We start from the raw sequence: 13862 nt of genomic DNA, 5'->3' as shown, positions 1-13862 counted from the left end.
GGAAAGCGCTTTCCATCACTCGTACGGGTGTTGTGCCAGGAGCTGGCTCAGACCTAGCCTGAGGCGAGTGAAAGCGCTTTCCATCAAGGAGGTGTCCCATGGAAGACAAGGCAGTCGACAAGACACACGGCTCGGTGCGGACGATCAAGATCGCCATGAACGGCGTGACCGGCAGGATGGGATACCGCCAGCACCTGGTGCGATCCGTCCTCGCGCTGCGCGAGCAGGGGGGCCTCGACCTGGGAGACGGCACCGTGCTCCGGCCCGAGCCCGTGCTGGTGGGACGGCGGGAGGCGGCGCTGCGGGAGATCGCCGACCGGCACGGGCTCGAACACGTCAGTACCGATCTGACCGAGGTACTGGCCGATCCCGAGGTGGAGGTCTATTTCGACGCGCAGGTGACCAGTGCCCGGGAGGCGGCCGTGCGTCAGGCCGTCTCCGCGGGCAAGCACGTCTACTGCGAAAAACCGACCGCGCTGTCCTTCGCGTCCTCGCTGGAGCTGGCGCGGCTGGCGCAGGCGGCCGGAGTGAAGCACGGCGTGGTCCAGGACAAGCTGTTCCTGCCGGGTCTGCTGAAGCTGAGGCGGCTGGTCGAGGGCGGCTTCTTCGGGGAGGTCCTGTCCGTGCGCGGGGAGTTCGGCTACTGGGTGTTCGAGGGGGACTGGCAGCCGGCCCAGCGGCCCTCCTGGAACTACCGCGCACAGGACGGCGGCGGCATCACCGCCGACATGTTTCCGCACTGGGAGTACCTGCTGCACGAGCTGTTCGGCCGGGTGTGCTCGGTGCAGGCCCTCACCCGTACGCACATCGGCCGCCGTTGGGACGAGGACGGCAAACCGTACGAGGCGACCTCGGACGACGCGGCGTACGGCGTCTTCGAACTGGAGGGCGGCGCCGTCGCACAGATCAATTCATCCTGGGCCGTCCGGGTCCACCGCGACGAGCTGCTGGAACTGCAAGTGGACGGGACCCACGGTTCGGCGGTGGCGGGGCTGCGCTCCTGTCGGATCCAGCACCGGGCGGGGACGCCCAAGCCCGTGTGGAATCCGGATCTTCCGCAGACCGAGTCCTTCCGCTCCCAATGGCAGGAGGTACCCGACAACACCCCGGCGGACAACGGTTTCAAGGCCCAGTGGGAACTGTTCCTGCGCCATGTCGTCCGGGACGGGCCCTGGCAGTGGGACCTGCTGGCCGGGGCCCGCGGGGTGCAACTGGCCGAGCTCGGCCTGCGGTCCTCGGCGGAGGGCCGTCGGCTGCCGGTCCCGGAGGTGATCCGGTGAACGCCATCCTGCTGCCCACCGCGGCGGGCGGCTCCCGCGCGTACCGGCCCAACCCCGACCCGCTGCCCCCGCTGACCTGCGGTCCGGCCCGGAGCCGGGTGTTCTACGCGGCGGCCCACGTGGTGGCCGATCCGCTCGCCACCTGCGCCGAAGGGCCGCCCGAGGTCGACTGGGAGGCCACGCTCGCCTTCCGGCACCGGCTGTGGGCGCTGGGGCTCGGAGTCGCGGAGGCCATGGACACCGCGCAGCGCGGGGCGGGCCTCGACTGGCCGGTGGCGGCCGAGCTGATCCGCCGTTCGACGGCCGAGGCGCGGGCGGTGGGAGGCCGGATCGTCTGCGGCGTCGGAACCGACCAACTGGCCGCGGCCGGGGACCACTCGCTCGCCGAGATCACCGCCGCGTACGAGGAACAGCTCGCACACAGCGAGGCGTGCGGGTCGGGGACCGTGCTGATGGCGTCCCGGGCGCTCGCCAGGGCCGCCCGGGGCCCGGAGGACTATCTGGAGGTGTACGGGGAGTTGCTCCGGCAGAGCGCCGGACCGGTCGTACTGCACTGGCTGGGCCCGATGTTCGATCCGGAACTGACCGGCTACTGGGGGCACGAGGACCCCGAGGAGGCCACCGAGGTCTTCTTGAAGGTCATCGCCGAGTATCCCGGGAAGGTGGACGGGATCAAGGTCTCCCTGCTGGACGCGGACCGGGAGGTGGACATCCGGCGCCGGCTGCCGGCGGGCGTGCGCTGCTACACGGGCGACGACTACCACTATCCGGAACTCATCGGCGGGGACGGCGGGCCGGCGAGCGACGCCCTGCTGGGGATCTTCGATCCGATCGCCCCGATCGCGGCGCGGGCGGCGGGCGCACTCGACCGGGGCGACCCGTCGGCCTTCCGGAAACTGCTGGATCCTACGGTGGCACTGGCCCGGCACCTGTTCGCGCCGCCGACCCGCCACTACAAGACCGGGGTGGTCCTGCTGGCCTGGCTGGCCGGCTTCCAGGAGCACTTCACGATGCTGGGCGGGCACCAGTCGGCGCGGTCGCTCCCCCACCTGGCCACGGCTTATGAACTGGCCGACCGGCTGGGTCTCTTCCCCGACCCGGGGCTCGCCGAGGCCCGGATGCGGCAGCTGTTCGCGGTGTACGGGGTGGCGTCGTGAACCGGGCGCCGGCTCCCGCCCGGTTCAGCCTCAACCAGGAGACGATCCGGCAGTGGTCGCTCCCCGAGCTGGTGAGCGGCTGTACGGCGGCCGGGGTGGGGGCGGTCGGCCTGTGGCGCGAGCCGGTACGGCGGTTCGGAGTCCGGAAGACGGCGAAACTGATCGCCGGGGCGGGGTTGCGGGTCAGTTCGCTGTGCCGGGGCGGGTTCTTCACGGCCGCCGATCCGGCGGGGCGGGCAGCGGCCCTGGAGGACAACCGGCGGGCGGTCGAGGAGGCCGCCGAGCTCGGGGCGGACACCCTGGTCCTGGTATCGGGCGGGCTGCCCGACGGGGACCGCGACCTGGTCGGTGCGCGGGAGCGGATCGCCGACGTCCTCGCCGAGCTGATGCCCTGGGCCGCCGGGCACGGGGTGCGGCTGGGCATCGAGGCCCTCCATCCGATGTTCGCGGCGGACCGCTGCGTGGTCTCCACCCTGGGCCAGGCACTGGACCTCGCCGAGCGGTTCCCCGCGGAGCGGGTCGGCGTGGTGGTGGACGCCTACCACCTGTGGTGGGACGAGCGGCTCCCGGCCGACCTGCGCCGGGCCGGAGCCGGCGGCCGGATCGTGTCGGTCCAGGTGGCCGACTGGGTGACCCCGCTGCCCGAAGGGGTGCTGCTGGGGCGGGGGCAGCTCGGTGACGGCTGCATCGATCTCCGGGGACTGCGCGAACTGGCCGATGGGGCGGGCTACCACGGCCCGGTCGAGGTGGAGATCTTCCATCCGGGGCTGTGGGCCCGGCAGGGGTCCGAGGTGCTGCGGGAGGTGATCGAGCGCTTTCGCGAGCACGTCGCGTGAGACGAGGGCCCGGGCGCCGCCCAGGGCCGGCAGTAGGCAGCAGCAGACGGTGAGTGCCGGAAAAGGAGAATGCGATGACAGACCCATGGAGTCGGCGCGCCTTCCTCTCCACGGCGGGCGGAGGTGCGCTGTGGCTCGGCGTCCCGCACGCGCGTGTCCAGGCCGGCCCGATCGCGGGAACGGGCACGGACGCGGACACAGACGCGGACACGTACGGGACGATGCGCTCGGTCTGGCGCGGGCTCTACCTGGGTGGTGGCTTCCCCGCGACGGCCGAGCCGTTCCGGTCGAGGCTCGCCGAACTCGGCGAGCAGGCCGACGGCTGGCGCGCCGCCATGGCTCCGGCTCCGAAAGCGCTCTGGCCCGATCTGGGGTTCGCCACGAATCCCGAGATGATGATGCAGAGCTACTACCGGCTGCGCACGATGGCGGAGGCCTATGTCCGGCCCGGCACCGGACGCACCGGCGGGGCCGCGCTGCGCACGGCGCTGCTGACCGGGCTCGACCATCTGCACACGGAGGTCTACCACGCGGGCCAAGTGCCGTACGGCAACTGGTACTGCTGGCAGATCGGCGCCCCGCAAGCGCTGCTCGACCTCTGCGTCCTGCTCGAAACGGACCTGCCTCCGGCCCGGATCGCGGATGCCTGGGCCGCGGTGGACCATTTCGTGCCCGATTCGGTCGTCGCCTCCTACAGCGGGACGAGTACGGGAGCGAACCGGGTGGACCTCTGCCGCGTCCTGGCCCTGCGCGGGGTGGTCGGCTCCGATGCGGGGAAGGTCGCCCTGGCCCGGGACGCGCTCGCGCCGGTCTTCCCGTACGTCTCTTCCGGTGACGGGCTCTACCGGGACGGTTCCTTCGTCCAGCACACCTGGGTGCCCTACACCGGTACCTACGGCGCGGTGCTCCTCGGCGGACTCGGCATGCTGTTCGCCCTGCTGCGGCAAACACCCTGGGAGGTGACTGATCCGGGCGCGCAGATCGTGTTCGACGCCGTCGAGCGGGCCTGGGCTCCGTTCCTGTTCAACGGGCTGGTCATGGACGCGGTGTCCGGCCGGGCGGTCAGCCGGGGCCTGTCCGCCCTGGATGTCCGGCCGATCCAGCAGGACGACCACACGCGGGGCCACGCGGTGCTGGCCGGGATCCTGCTGCTGGCAGAGGGAGCGAGCAGCGCCGAACGGGCCCGCTGGCGGGGGCTGGTCAAAGGGTGGACGGCCCGGGACTACTACGGGCCGCCCATGGCGGACCGGACACTGGGGCTGTCCGCCCTGGCCCGGCTGGCGGAGGTGGCAGCGGATACGACGGTGGCCGCACTGCCCGAACCGGTCGGCCACCGGCTGTTCGCGTCGATGGACCGGGCCACGCACCGGCGGCCGGGCTGGGCCGCATCGCTTTCCATGGCGTCGAGACGGATCGCGCACTACGAGACGGGCAACGGGGAGAACCTGCGCGGCTGGCACACCGGGAGCGGGATGCTCTCCTGGTGGGGCGCCACGTACGGCAACGGCCAGTACGCGGACGCCTTCTGGCCCACGGTGGACCCCTACCGGCTGCCGGGGACCACCGTCTCGCGGCGCGCGCTGGCCGACGGCGCGGGAGGCGACTGGGGCGCCTCGCGGCCGGACGCGGTATGGGTGGGCGGAACGACGGACGGGGAGTTCGCGTCGGTCGGCCAGCACCTGCGCGGTCTCGGCAGCACACTGACGGCGCGGAAATCGTGGTTCTTCCTGGCCGACACCATCGTCTGCCTGGGTGCGGAGATCGGTTCGACGGACGGGGTACCCGTCGAGTCGGTCGTCGACAACCGCAACCTGGGCGCGGCGGGTACGCATGCCCTGACCGTCGGCGGCACGGTACAGCCGGCCGTCCTGGGCTGGTCGGCTGCTTTCCCCTCCCCCGGCTGGGCCCACGTGGCGGGCTTCGGCGGGTACGTGATGTCCGGTCCGGGGGCGTTCAAAGCCCTCCGGGAGGCGCGCACCGGCCGCTGGAGCGACATCAACCGGGGCGGCGCCACGACCGCGCTGACCCGGCGCTACCTCACCCTCTGGTACGACCACGGTACGGATCCGGTCGCCGCCGGATACGTCCACCAGATGCTCCCGGGAGCCACGGCGGCGCAGACGGCCGCCCGGGCCGCCTCGACGGGCTGGCTGCAGGTGCTGGCCAACACCGGAGCGGCCCAAGGGGTGTCGGTGGGTTCGCTGGGATTCACGGGCGTCAACTTCTGGCAGGCGGGGAGGGCCGGTGCGCTGGAGGCCAGCGGCGCGTGCTCCGTCACGGTGCGGGAGAGACCCGACGGCACGGCCGCCCTGTCCGTCGCGGACCCGGCCAGGGCGCTCACCGCGCTGACCGTGGTGTGGAACCGGCCCGTGGCGGCGGTGCTGTCCCGGCCGCCGAGCGTGGCATCGGCGGAGCCGGGCGCCCGGCTCCGGCTCACCTTCGGGGACCTCACGGGGGCCGCGGGAGCCGGCCAGGAGGTGGTGCTACGCCTGCCGTGAAGCCCCCGTGCACCCGAACACCCCGCCGCCGTCCCGCCCGGCTGGGCCCGGGGGCACGGGGCGGTACGGGCAGGAGGGCGGGCGTGGCATAACGTGCCCCGCATGGAACAGGAGCAGACGGCCGGGGCGGCCGAAGGGGCGGGCAGGCGGCGTTTCCTGGCGATCGCCGCGACCGGGGCGGCCACCGCCGGGCTGGGGGCGCTGGCCGGCTGCGGAAGCGGCGCCGGCGCGCCCGAGGGGGCGGCGCCCAGTGGCTCGGCGTCCGCTCCGGCAGGTGCGGCGGCGCGGGGGTTCGACGTCCGGGCTGAGAACGCCCGGCCCGGCCACGCCGACTGGCCCGTGACCAAGGCCGGGCCGGCCCGCGCCATCGAGGGCTTCGCCGACAAGGTCAGCGTCCTGTCGGGCGAAGGGTTCGGCCTCCACGTGTCCACCACCGCACCCCGCTTCACCGTCTCCGCCTACCGGATGGGCTGGTACGGCGGTGCGCGGGCCCGGCTGGTGTGGCGTTCGCAGGCGCTGACCGGGGTCCGGCAGCCCGAGCACACCGTCGACTCCGCGACCCGCATGGTCCGGACCCACTGGTCCCGCACCACCACGGTCGAGACGAAGGACTGGCCCGAGGGCTGCTACCTGCTCCGGCTCGACGCGCAGGGCGGCGAGGGCCAGCGCTTCGTACCGCTCACCGTCCGCTCGCCGGCCACGGCCGGACGCACCGTCATCGTGAACGCGGTGGCGACCTGGCAGGCCTACAACCGCTGGGGCGGCTACGGCAGCTACGACGGCCCGAACGGCGCGTACGCAACCCGCTCGCTGGCCGTGACCTTCGACCGGCCGTACGAGTACGACGACGGCGCGGGCCTGTTCCTGGTGTACGAGGCGCCGCTGGTCGCCCTCGCCGAGCGGCTCGGCATCCCCCTCGCCTACGCGACGACCACCGACGTCGCGCGGGACAAGCGGCTGCTGGAGGGGGCCGCCGCGGTGCTGTCGCTCGGCCACGACGAGTACTGGTCGCCGGAGCAGCGGGCGCACTTCACCGCCGCCCGTGACGCCGGGACGAACGTGGCCGTCCTCGGCGCGAACTGCTGCTTCCGCCGGATCCGGCTGGAGCCGTCCGACCTGGGCCCGGACCGCACGGTGGTCTGCTACAAGTCCTCCTACGAGCAGGACCCGGGGTTCCGGCGCGGCCATCCGGCCACCGTCGACTTCCGCTCGCCTCCCGCCGCCGACCCGGAGAGTTCCCTGCTCGGCGTGATCTACGACGGCTATCCGGTGGACGCCCCGTACGTCGTGACCAATCCCTCCCACTGGCTGTTCGCGGGCACCGGGGTGAGGGCGGGGGACGGCTTCCCGCATCTGGTCGGCGTCGAGTACGACAAGGTCGTCACCGATTTCCCGACGCCCCGCCCGATCGAGATCCTCGCCCACTCCCCCGTCGTCTGCGAGGGCCGCCCCAGCCACCAGGACACGGCGTACTACACCGTTCCCAGCGGCGCGGGGGTCTTCGCCACGGGGACGATGCGCTGGGTCGAAGCGCTCGACGCCACGGGCGACGGCCGCAGCGGGTCCAACCACGGCCTGGACGCCCGTGCGGGCGCGCTGACGACACGGGTGACGGAAAACCTGCTGCGCGTGTTCGCGGCGGGCCCGGCCGGTCGCACGCACCCCGCCCAGGACAACGTCGAGGCGGTCTACGGGCGTTCCTGAACCACCCGTTCCAATTTCAACGCCGGACGCCCGGCCGGGAACAGGTCCCGGCCGGGCGTCCGGCGTGTTCGTACTGGCAGGGGCGGCAGGAGTCGAACCTGCGACCTACGGTTTTGGAGACCGTTGCTCTGGCCAACTGAGCTACACCCCTTCGGCGAGACCAACCATGACACGGGGCGACCCGAAGATCCAACGAATTCCGCAGGCTGTCCGCTGCATGAGACGGAAGGCAGCCGAGGCGCCCCGGTCCGGAGGCGGCCGGCCATTCCCTCCCTACGGAACCAGCCAGAAATTACCGCGCCGCGTGTAGTGACTTACCACGCGCCCGACAGTAGAACTTGTTCTCACTCCGTCGAGAGTGAGGAACGTCACATGAGTGACAAATCCCTGCACAACAAGGTGTCCCACGGCATCTCACGCCGCGGCTTCATCGCTGGAACCGGTTCCATTCTTGGAGCCATGGCCCTGGCGGTCAACCCCACCCCGGCCCGGGCGGGAGCCGCCACCGCCCCCTCCGCACCCATCGACACCGGGGCCCATGTCCCGGCCCTCGTCATCGGCACCGGCTACGGCGGCTCCGTCGCCGCACTGCGCCTGGCCCAGGCGGGTGTCGACGTCCACATGATCGAAATGGGCATGGCCTGGGACACCCCCGGTCCGGACGGCAAGATCTTCTGCAACACCCTCAGCCCCGACCAGCGTTCGTACTGGCTCCGCACCCGGACGAAGGCACCGCTCAACTACTTCCTCGGGTTCCCCATCGACCGCGACATCCCCAAGTACACGGGCATCCTGGACGCCGAGGAAATGGGCGGAATCATCGTCTACCAGGGCCGCGGGGTCGGCGGCGGCTCCCTCGTCAACGGCGGTATGGCCGTCACTCCCAAACGGGAGAACTTCGGCGCCGTCCTCCCGTCCGTGAACGCGGACGAGATGTACGACGTCTACTACCCGCGCGCCAACGCCGGACTCGGCGTCGGCCTCATCGACCCGGACTGGTTCAACACGGTCGACTGCTACCAGTTCGCCCGGGTCGGCCGCAAGCACGCCCAGCGCTCCAACTTCCCGTTCGTCTTCGTGCCCGACGTCTACGACTGGGACTACATGAAGCAGGAGTCGGCCGGCACGGCCACCAAGTCGGCGCTGGACGGAGAGATCCTGTACGGCAACAACCACGGCAAGAAGTCGTTGCAGAAGACGTACCTCGCCGCCGCCAAGGCGACCGGCAAGGTCGCCATCTCGCCCCTGCACAAGGTCACCACGGTCTCCCCCACGACCGGAGGCGGCTACACCGTCGTCATCGAACAGCTCGACACCACCGGCGACACGATCGCCACCAAGACCGTCACCGCCGACCGGGTGTTCTTCGCGGCGGGCAGCGTCGGTACGAGCAAGCTGCTGGTCAAGCTGAAGGCCACCGGCGCGCTCCCCAACCTCAACAACGAGATCGGCAAGGGCTGGGGCGACAACGGCAACGTCATGTGCGGCCGGGCGAACCACCTCTGGGACCCCACCGGCAAGCTCCAGGCGACGATCCCCTGCGGCGGCATCGACAACTGGGCGGCGGGCGGGGCGTTCGCCGAAGTGGCGCCGCTGCCGACGGGCATCGAGACGTACGCCTCCTTCTACCTGTCCATCACCAAGAACCCCAACCGCGCCGAGTTCACCTGGAACGCGGCGGCGGGCAAGGCCGAGCTGAACTGGCAGACGGCCTGGAAGCAGCCGGCCATCGACATGGCGAAGACCATCTTCGACAAGATCAACTCGAAGGAGGGGACGATCTACCGGAGCGACCTCTTCGGCACCAACAAGATCTGGGGCGACCACCTCACCTACCACCCGCTCGGCGGCGCGGTGCTGGACAAGGCCACCGACAACTACGGGCGGCTGCACGGCCACCCCGGCCTGTACGTGATCGACGGGGCGCTGATCCCCGGCAACACCAGCGTCAATCCGTTCGTCACCATCACGGCGCTCGCCGAACGGAACATCGAGAAGATCATCGCCAGCGACCTGTAGCGGCGCGGACCCGAACCGGGGCCGGCCGGGCTCCCGCGCGAAGCGGAGGCCCGGCCGGCCCCGGACCGCGTCAGCCGCCCGGCAACACGCAGACGCTGTCGAGACCCAGGACATGGTTGAGGCGGCCGAAGGCGAGCCAGGAGCCGATGCTCATGCTCAGTTCCACGATCTCCACCTGGCTGTAGTGCGCCGTCATCCGCTCCCAGAACTCCTCGTCGAGCCCGTGGTGGTCCAGTGCGTAGCGCTCCGCGTACTCGGCTGCCAGTCGCGTGCGGTCGTCGAAGGCGTCGGTGGTGCGCCATTCGGTGACGGCGTCGGCGAACCCCTCCTCGACCTTCTCGCCGTCCCGGTCGGTGCGCCAGTCAAGGCAGAAGACGCACCCGTTGATCTGCGCGATCCGCAGCCGGGCCGCCTCGAACTCGCGCAGGCCCAGTGTGGTGTGGGCGTAGACGGACAGGGAGAAGTTGGCGGCGGCCGTCCCGATGCCGGGGACCAGGTCGCCCCAGACGTACTCGATGGGATGCTGACCTTCCGGAACGTCGATCCTCATGGCTGCTTCCTTCCGAGTTTTCCGACGGCCGGCCGCAGCGGGACGTCGAGCGCGTCGTACATGCCGGGGGGCGCGTCCACGAGCCAGTCGATCGCCCCCACCAGCCGGCCGACAGCAGTGGCGTTGCCGCCGGCGGAACGGTTCTCTCCCTCGTCGCCGGCCTCGATCGTCACCTCGATGCGCGGGCGGCCCTCGATGATCACCCGGTGTGCGCCGGCCCCGTCGGGCGGCTGGGGCCAGTCGGGGGCGCAGGAGGGGTGGATGCGGGTGACGTGCTCGATGACCAGGCGGGCCTCGCCCCCGACGATGCCCTGTACCTCGAACCGGATCGCGCCCTGGGTACCGGCCTCGAACTCGCCCATCGTGCGGGTGGTCACCGTCGTGTCGAGGGCGCGCCGGGCGGACGTCTCGCGGATCTCGTCCAGTTCGGCGCCGAGGGCCCGGGCCATCATCCGTATCTGCCCGCCCCAGACCATGGTCGGGACGGACGGCATCAGCATCATCGGTTCGAAGTCCATGGGCTGTCCCATGCCGACCAGGTAGCGGACGGAGTCGGGCTGGTCGTACGTGGAGTAGTCGAAGATCTCCTGGCAGCGGATCACGTCCACGGTGCTGCCGAGTCCGCTGATCAGCAGCGGCAGGACGTCGTTGCCCCAGCCTGGGTCGACGCCCGAGGCGAACAGCGAGCCCCCGCCGGCCGCGATGGCCGCCAGTACCGGATCGCGGAACTCCGGCGGGGCGTTGCGGTGGTCGTAGAGGGGGTAGAGGGCGGGGCTGACGACGACGGCCCCGGCCGTGATGGCCCGGGTGATGTCGGCGAGGGCGTCGTCGGGGCGGGTGTCGCCGGAGGCCGCGTACACGACGGCGGCCGGCCGGTTGGCCAGCACCGCCTCGATGTCGTCGCTCGCCGCGACGCCCAGCCGGTGTGCCAGCCCGGCGAGTTCCCCCGCGTCGCGGCCGGTCTTCGCGGGGTCGTGGACGATGACTGCCGAAAGTTCGAGCGCCGGATGGGCGTCGACGGCGCGGATCGCCGCGCGGCCGACGTTGCCGGTGCCCCAGACCACCGTGGGAATCATGCGCGGAGGGTAGCGAGGGGCCGCGGAGGTGCCCAGTGCCATGAAGCAGGTTTTTCCACCGCATCCGGCCGGACCACGTGCTCACCCTGCCCGTGGCCGAAGTGCACCCCGGCCGGCCGCGGGGCGTACCGCGACTCGCCGCCGGCCACGGGTGAGGGCCGGCCACGCCCGCGCGGGGCGGGCTCCAACGCCCCGTGCGGGCGGGGCGAACGCCCATCGGGGCCGCGCCGTCGCGGGCGTTGGCTCCCGGTGCCGACGGACTCACCGACGGACACCGGAGCCCGGACGGGCATGCGGGAGGCTGCCCACCGTGATCAACGAATCGATCGACGCGGCGGCCGCCGGGACCTGGCGGCTCGGCGGCCTTCGGCGCCACGCACCTGGCGCACTCGGCCGACGGAGCACCCCGCGACCGCGACCGGGGGTGACGGGCCTGCCGAGCCGCGCCGTCGAACTCGGCCTGAGCCACATCGACACCGCGGCGTTCCATTCCTCCCCCTGCGCTCGGCCAATGAGCTGATCAACCGGGCGCTCGCCCCGCACGGCGACGAGCTCATCACCAGGCCGGGGCCGACCGCGACCCCTCCGGCGCCTGGTCGCGGGCCGAGCCGGGCCAGATGCGCGGGCAGGTCGGGGAGAACCTGCGCCAGCTGGGGCGCGACCACCTCGACGTGGTCAACCTCCGCGTGCAGCGGCCGCGCGCGAGCACCGGCGCGCTCGCCGGGCTGCGCACCGCCGGGCTGATCCGGCACCTCGGCGTGTCCGACGTCCGCCTCGGCCACCTCGCCGAGGCGAGGGCGATCGCACGGGTCGTCCGCGTGCAGAACCCGTACCGGATCGGTGCCCCGCCGAGGACCACGCGTTCCTCGACGCGTGTGCCCGGCAGGGGGTGGCGTTCGTACCGTTCTTCGCCATCGCGGGAGCGGGCGAGGAGGCCGGGGGGGTGGGCGCCCCGGACGCGCGGCCCAGCTGCGACCCGCCTGGACCCTGAACCGCGGTCCCCCCCTTACTGGCACTGTCGGGCACGGGGAAGCCGGACCGCGGTCAGGCGGTGTCAAAGGCCCGCCAGGGCCGCCGTCTCGGTGAACGCCGGGACGCGGCCGGTGCCGCCCCGGCCGGATACGGACAGCGAAGCGGCGGCCGTGCCGTACGCCACCGCCCGCGCGAGGGGGTCGCCCAGGGCGAGCCGGGCGGTGGCGGTGCCGGTGAAGCAGTCGCCGGCGCCCGTCGCGTCGACCGGATCGGGGTTGACGGGGACCGGGTGGTACGCGGCGCGCACCCCGTCGTGCAGCAGCAGCCTCCCGGGACCCGCGGTGACGGCGACCGCGCGGGCCCCGAGCGCCCGGTAGCGGGCGGCCGCGAGCCGCGGGTCGTCGGTGCCGACCAGGGCCAGGGCGTCACCGGGGCAGGAGGTCTTGAGCAGCCCCGTCATGGGTGCGACGCGCGCCAGCAGGTCCCGGGCCTCTGCCCGGCCGGTGAGCCGGGAGCGGAAGTTGGGGTCGTACGAGAGGTGCCGGCCGGCCGTGTGCACGGTTTCGGCGGCGGCGAGCACGGCCTCGCGTGCGCCGGGTGCCAGGGCGCCGGTGATGCCGCTGGTGATGAGGGCCGTGGAGGCGGTGAGCAGCTCCCGCCAGGATTCGATGTGGCGGGGCGAGAGCGTGGCGCCGGCGCTGCCGGTGCGCCAGTAGACGAACGCGCGGTCGCCGTCGGGGTCGGCGCACAGCAGGTACGCGCCGTTGGGGCGCGGGGAGCGGCGTACGTGGGAGACGTCGATGCCCAGGCGGGCGGCCCGCTCCAGCAGGGGCCCGCTCAGCTCGTCGTCCCCGACGACGGCGAGGAGGGCGGTACGGGCCCCGGCGGCGGCCGCCGCGGCGGCCGCGTTGAGGGCGTCGCCGGAGTAGGAGATCCGGGCGGCGGTGCCGTCGGCGGCCGCGTGCAGTGCGGTGGCGGCGTGGATCTCGACCAGGACTTCGCCGAGGACGAGGACGTCGTAGGGGGCGTCGGGGCGCCCTTGCGCGGGGATCGCGGCCATGTCAGCGGTCCTCCCGGGTGTGGTCGCAGCAGCACGGCCCCGCCAGGTCGGCGAAGACGGCGGCCAGTTCGCCCGGGCCGGCGGGCAGCCCGTTGCCGATGCCCACCGCGGCGGCCCCCGCGGCGAGCCACTCCCGTACCGCCGCGGGCCGGATCCCGCCGGTCGGGACGAGGAGGGCCTGTGGGAGCACGGCCTTGAGGGAGCGGATGAAGCCCGGGCCGCCCACGTGGGCCGGGAAGACCTTCGCCGCGCCCCCGGACCGTACGGCGGCGGCGACCTCGCCCGGGGTGAAGGCGCCTTCGAGGAACACCGCCCCGCGCTCCGCGGCGACCGCGCGGACCTCGGGGGCCGGGTACGGGGAGACCAGGAAGCCGGCGCCGGCGTCGAGGGCCCGCCCGGCCTGTGCGGCGGTGGTGACGGTACCGACGCCGATCAGGGCGGCCCTGCCGTGCGCGTCGGTGAGCGCAGCGGTACCGGCGACCGCCTCGGCCCAGCCGGAGGTGGAGGTGGTGAGCTCCACGGCGCGGCAGCCCGCAGCGAGGAGGGCGGCGGTCCGGCGGACGGCCCGTCCCGCGTCGGCGTCCCGCAGGACCGGCAGCAGCCGTTGGGCGGTGAGCACCGCGAAGGGATGACAGGACAAGCGAACCCCCACCCGTTCTGCGGACCCCCGACCAGGCTCCGCGCACCGGCACTTCACTGGTCCAGACCTT

The 13862-nt window shown here is 72.8% G+C and carries 10 protein-coding genes, 1 tRNA gene and 1 pseudogene; 7 read left to right on the top strand and 5 right to left on the bottom strand.

The features are described from left to right. Window positions 1-98 precede the first annotated feature (98 nt). The 5 genes from ACZ4M3_RS03520 (at window position 99) to ACZ4M3_RS03500 (ending at window position 7475) form a co-directional block, all read left to right on the top strand. Entirely contained in the window at window positions 99-1280 is a 1182-nt protein-coding gene (locus ACZ4M3_RS03520) for a Gfo/Idh/MocA family protein (RefSeq protein WP_467729753.1), read from the top strand. Continuing rightward, entirely contained in the window at window positions 1277-2437 is a 1161-nt protein-coding gene (locus ACZ4M3_RS03515) for a dihydrodipicolinate synthase family protein (protein ID WP_467729751.1), read from the top strand. Before ACZ4M3_RS03520 ends, ACZ4M3_RS03515 begins: the two co-directional genes overlap by 4 nt. Further along, window positions 2434-3273, top strand: a complete 840-nt coding sequence (locus tag ACZ4M3_RS03510) for a sugar phosphate isomerase/epimerase family protein (RefSeq protein ID WP_467729749.1) — start codon at window positions 2434-2436, stop codon at window positions 3271-3273. Before ACZ4M3_RS03515 ends, ACZ4M3_RS03510 begins: the two co-directional genes overlap by 4 nt. 74 nt (window positions 3274-3347) lie before the next feature. Then, window positions 3348-5771 (top strand): polysaccharide lyase 8 family protein, encoded by a 2424-nt coding sequence (locus ACZ4M3_RS03505; protein WP_467729747.1) that lies wholly within the window; start codon window positions 3348-3350, stop codon window positions 5769-5771. A 102-nt stretch (window positions 5772-5873) separates the two neighbouring features. Then, window positions 5874-7475 (top strand): N,N-dimethylformamidase beta subunit family domain-containing protein, encoded by a 1602-nt coding sequence (locus ACZ4M3_RS03500; RefSeq protein WP_467729745.1) that lies wholly within the window; start codon window positions 5874-5876, stop codon window positions 7473-7475. A 74-nt stretch (window positions 7476-7549) separates the two neighbouring features. Here ACZ4M3_RS03500 and ACZ4M3_RS03495 read toward each other — a convergent pair. Then, window positions 7550-7626, bottom strand: a tRNA-Trp gene (locus ACZ4M3_RS03495). A gap of 221 nt (window positions 7627-7847) precedes the next feature. Between ACZ4M3_RS03495 and ACZ4M3_RS03490 the strand changes: the two genes are divergently transcribed. Beyond that, complete coding sequence (locus tag ACZ4M3_RS03490) at window positions 7848-9494, top strand: GMC oxidoreductase (protein WP_467729743.1); 1647 nt, start codon at window positions 7848-7850, stop codon at window positions 9492-9494. A gap of 70 nt (window positions 9495-9564) precedes the next feature. Here ACZ4M3_RS03490 and ACZ4M3_RS03485 read toward each other — a convergent pair whose 3' ends face one another. Both ACZ4M3_RS03485 and ACZ4M3_RS03480 read right to left on the bottom strand, forming a co-directional pair. Next, a complete protein-coding gene (locus tag ACZ4M3_RS03485; RefSeq protein ID WP_467729741.1) occupies window positions 9565-10044 on the bottom strand; it encodes a carboxymuconolactone decarboxylase family protein in 480 nt (159 codons plus the stop codon). Then, the gene (locus tag ACZ4M3_RS03480) at window positions 10041-11120 is read right to left on the bottom strand and encodes an NAD(P)H-dependent amine dehydrogenase family protein (RefSeq protein ID WP_467729739.1); all 1080 of its coding nucleotides are present in this window, start codon (window positions 11118-11120) and stop codon (window positions 10041-10043) included. Before ACZ4M3_RS03480 ends, ACZ4M3_RS03485 begins: the two co-directional genes overlap by 4 nt. A gap of 310 nt (window positions 11121-11430) precedes the next feature. On the opposite strand from ACZ4M3_RS03480, the pseudogene ACZ4M3_RS03475 reads away from it, so the two are divergent. Continuing rightward, window positions 11431-12159: pseudogene (locus tag ACZ4M3_RS03475) on the top strand (aldo/keto reductase); the annotation flags it as partial. Between the two features lie 15 nt (window positions 12160-12174). Here ACZ4M3_RS03475 and ACZ4M3_RS03470 read toward each other — a convergent pair. Beyond that, the gene (locus ACZ4M3_RS03470) at window positions 12175-13152 is read right to left on the bottom strand and encodes a carbohydrate kinase family protein (RefSeq protein WP_467729738.1); all 978 of its coding nucleotides are present in this window, start codon (window positions 13150-13152) and stop codon (window positions 12175-12177) included. A 1-nt stretch (window position 13153) separates the two neighbouring features. Then, window positions 13154-13792 (bottom strand): bifunctional 4-hydroxy-2-oxoglutarate aldolase/2-dehydro-3-deoxy-phosphogluconate aldolase, encoded by a 639-nt coding sequence (locus tag ACZ4M3_RS03465; RefSeq protein WP_467729736.1) that lies wholly within the window; start codon window positions 13790-13792, stop codon window positions 13154-13156. Window positions 13793-13862: the final 70 nt, after the last annotated feature.

The organism is Streptomyces sp. NPDC026522, assembly GCF_055567555.1.
Note: the sequence above shows the minus strand (reverse complement) of the source record. Positions and strands in the feature narration are given on the sequence as shown.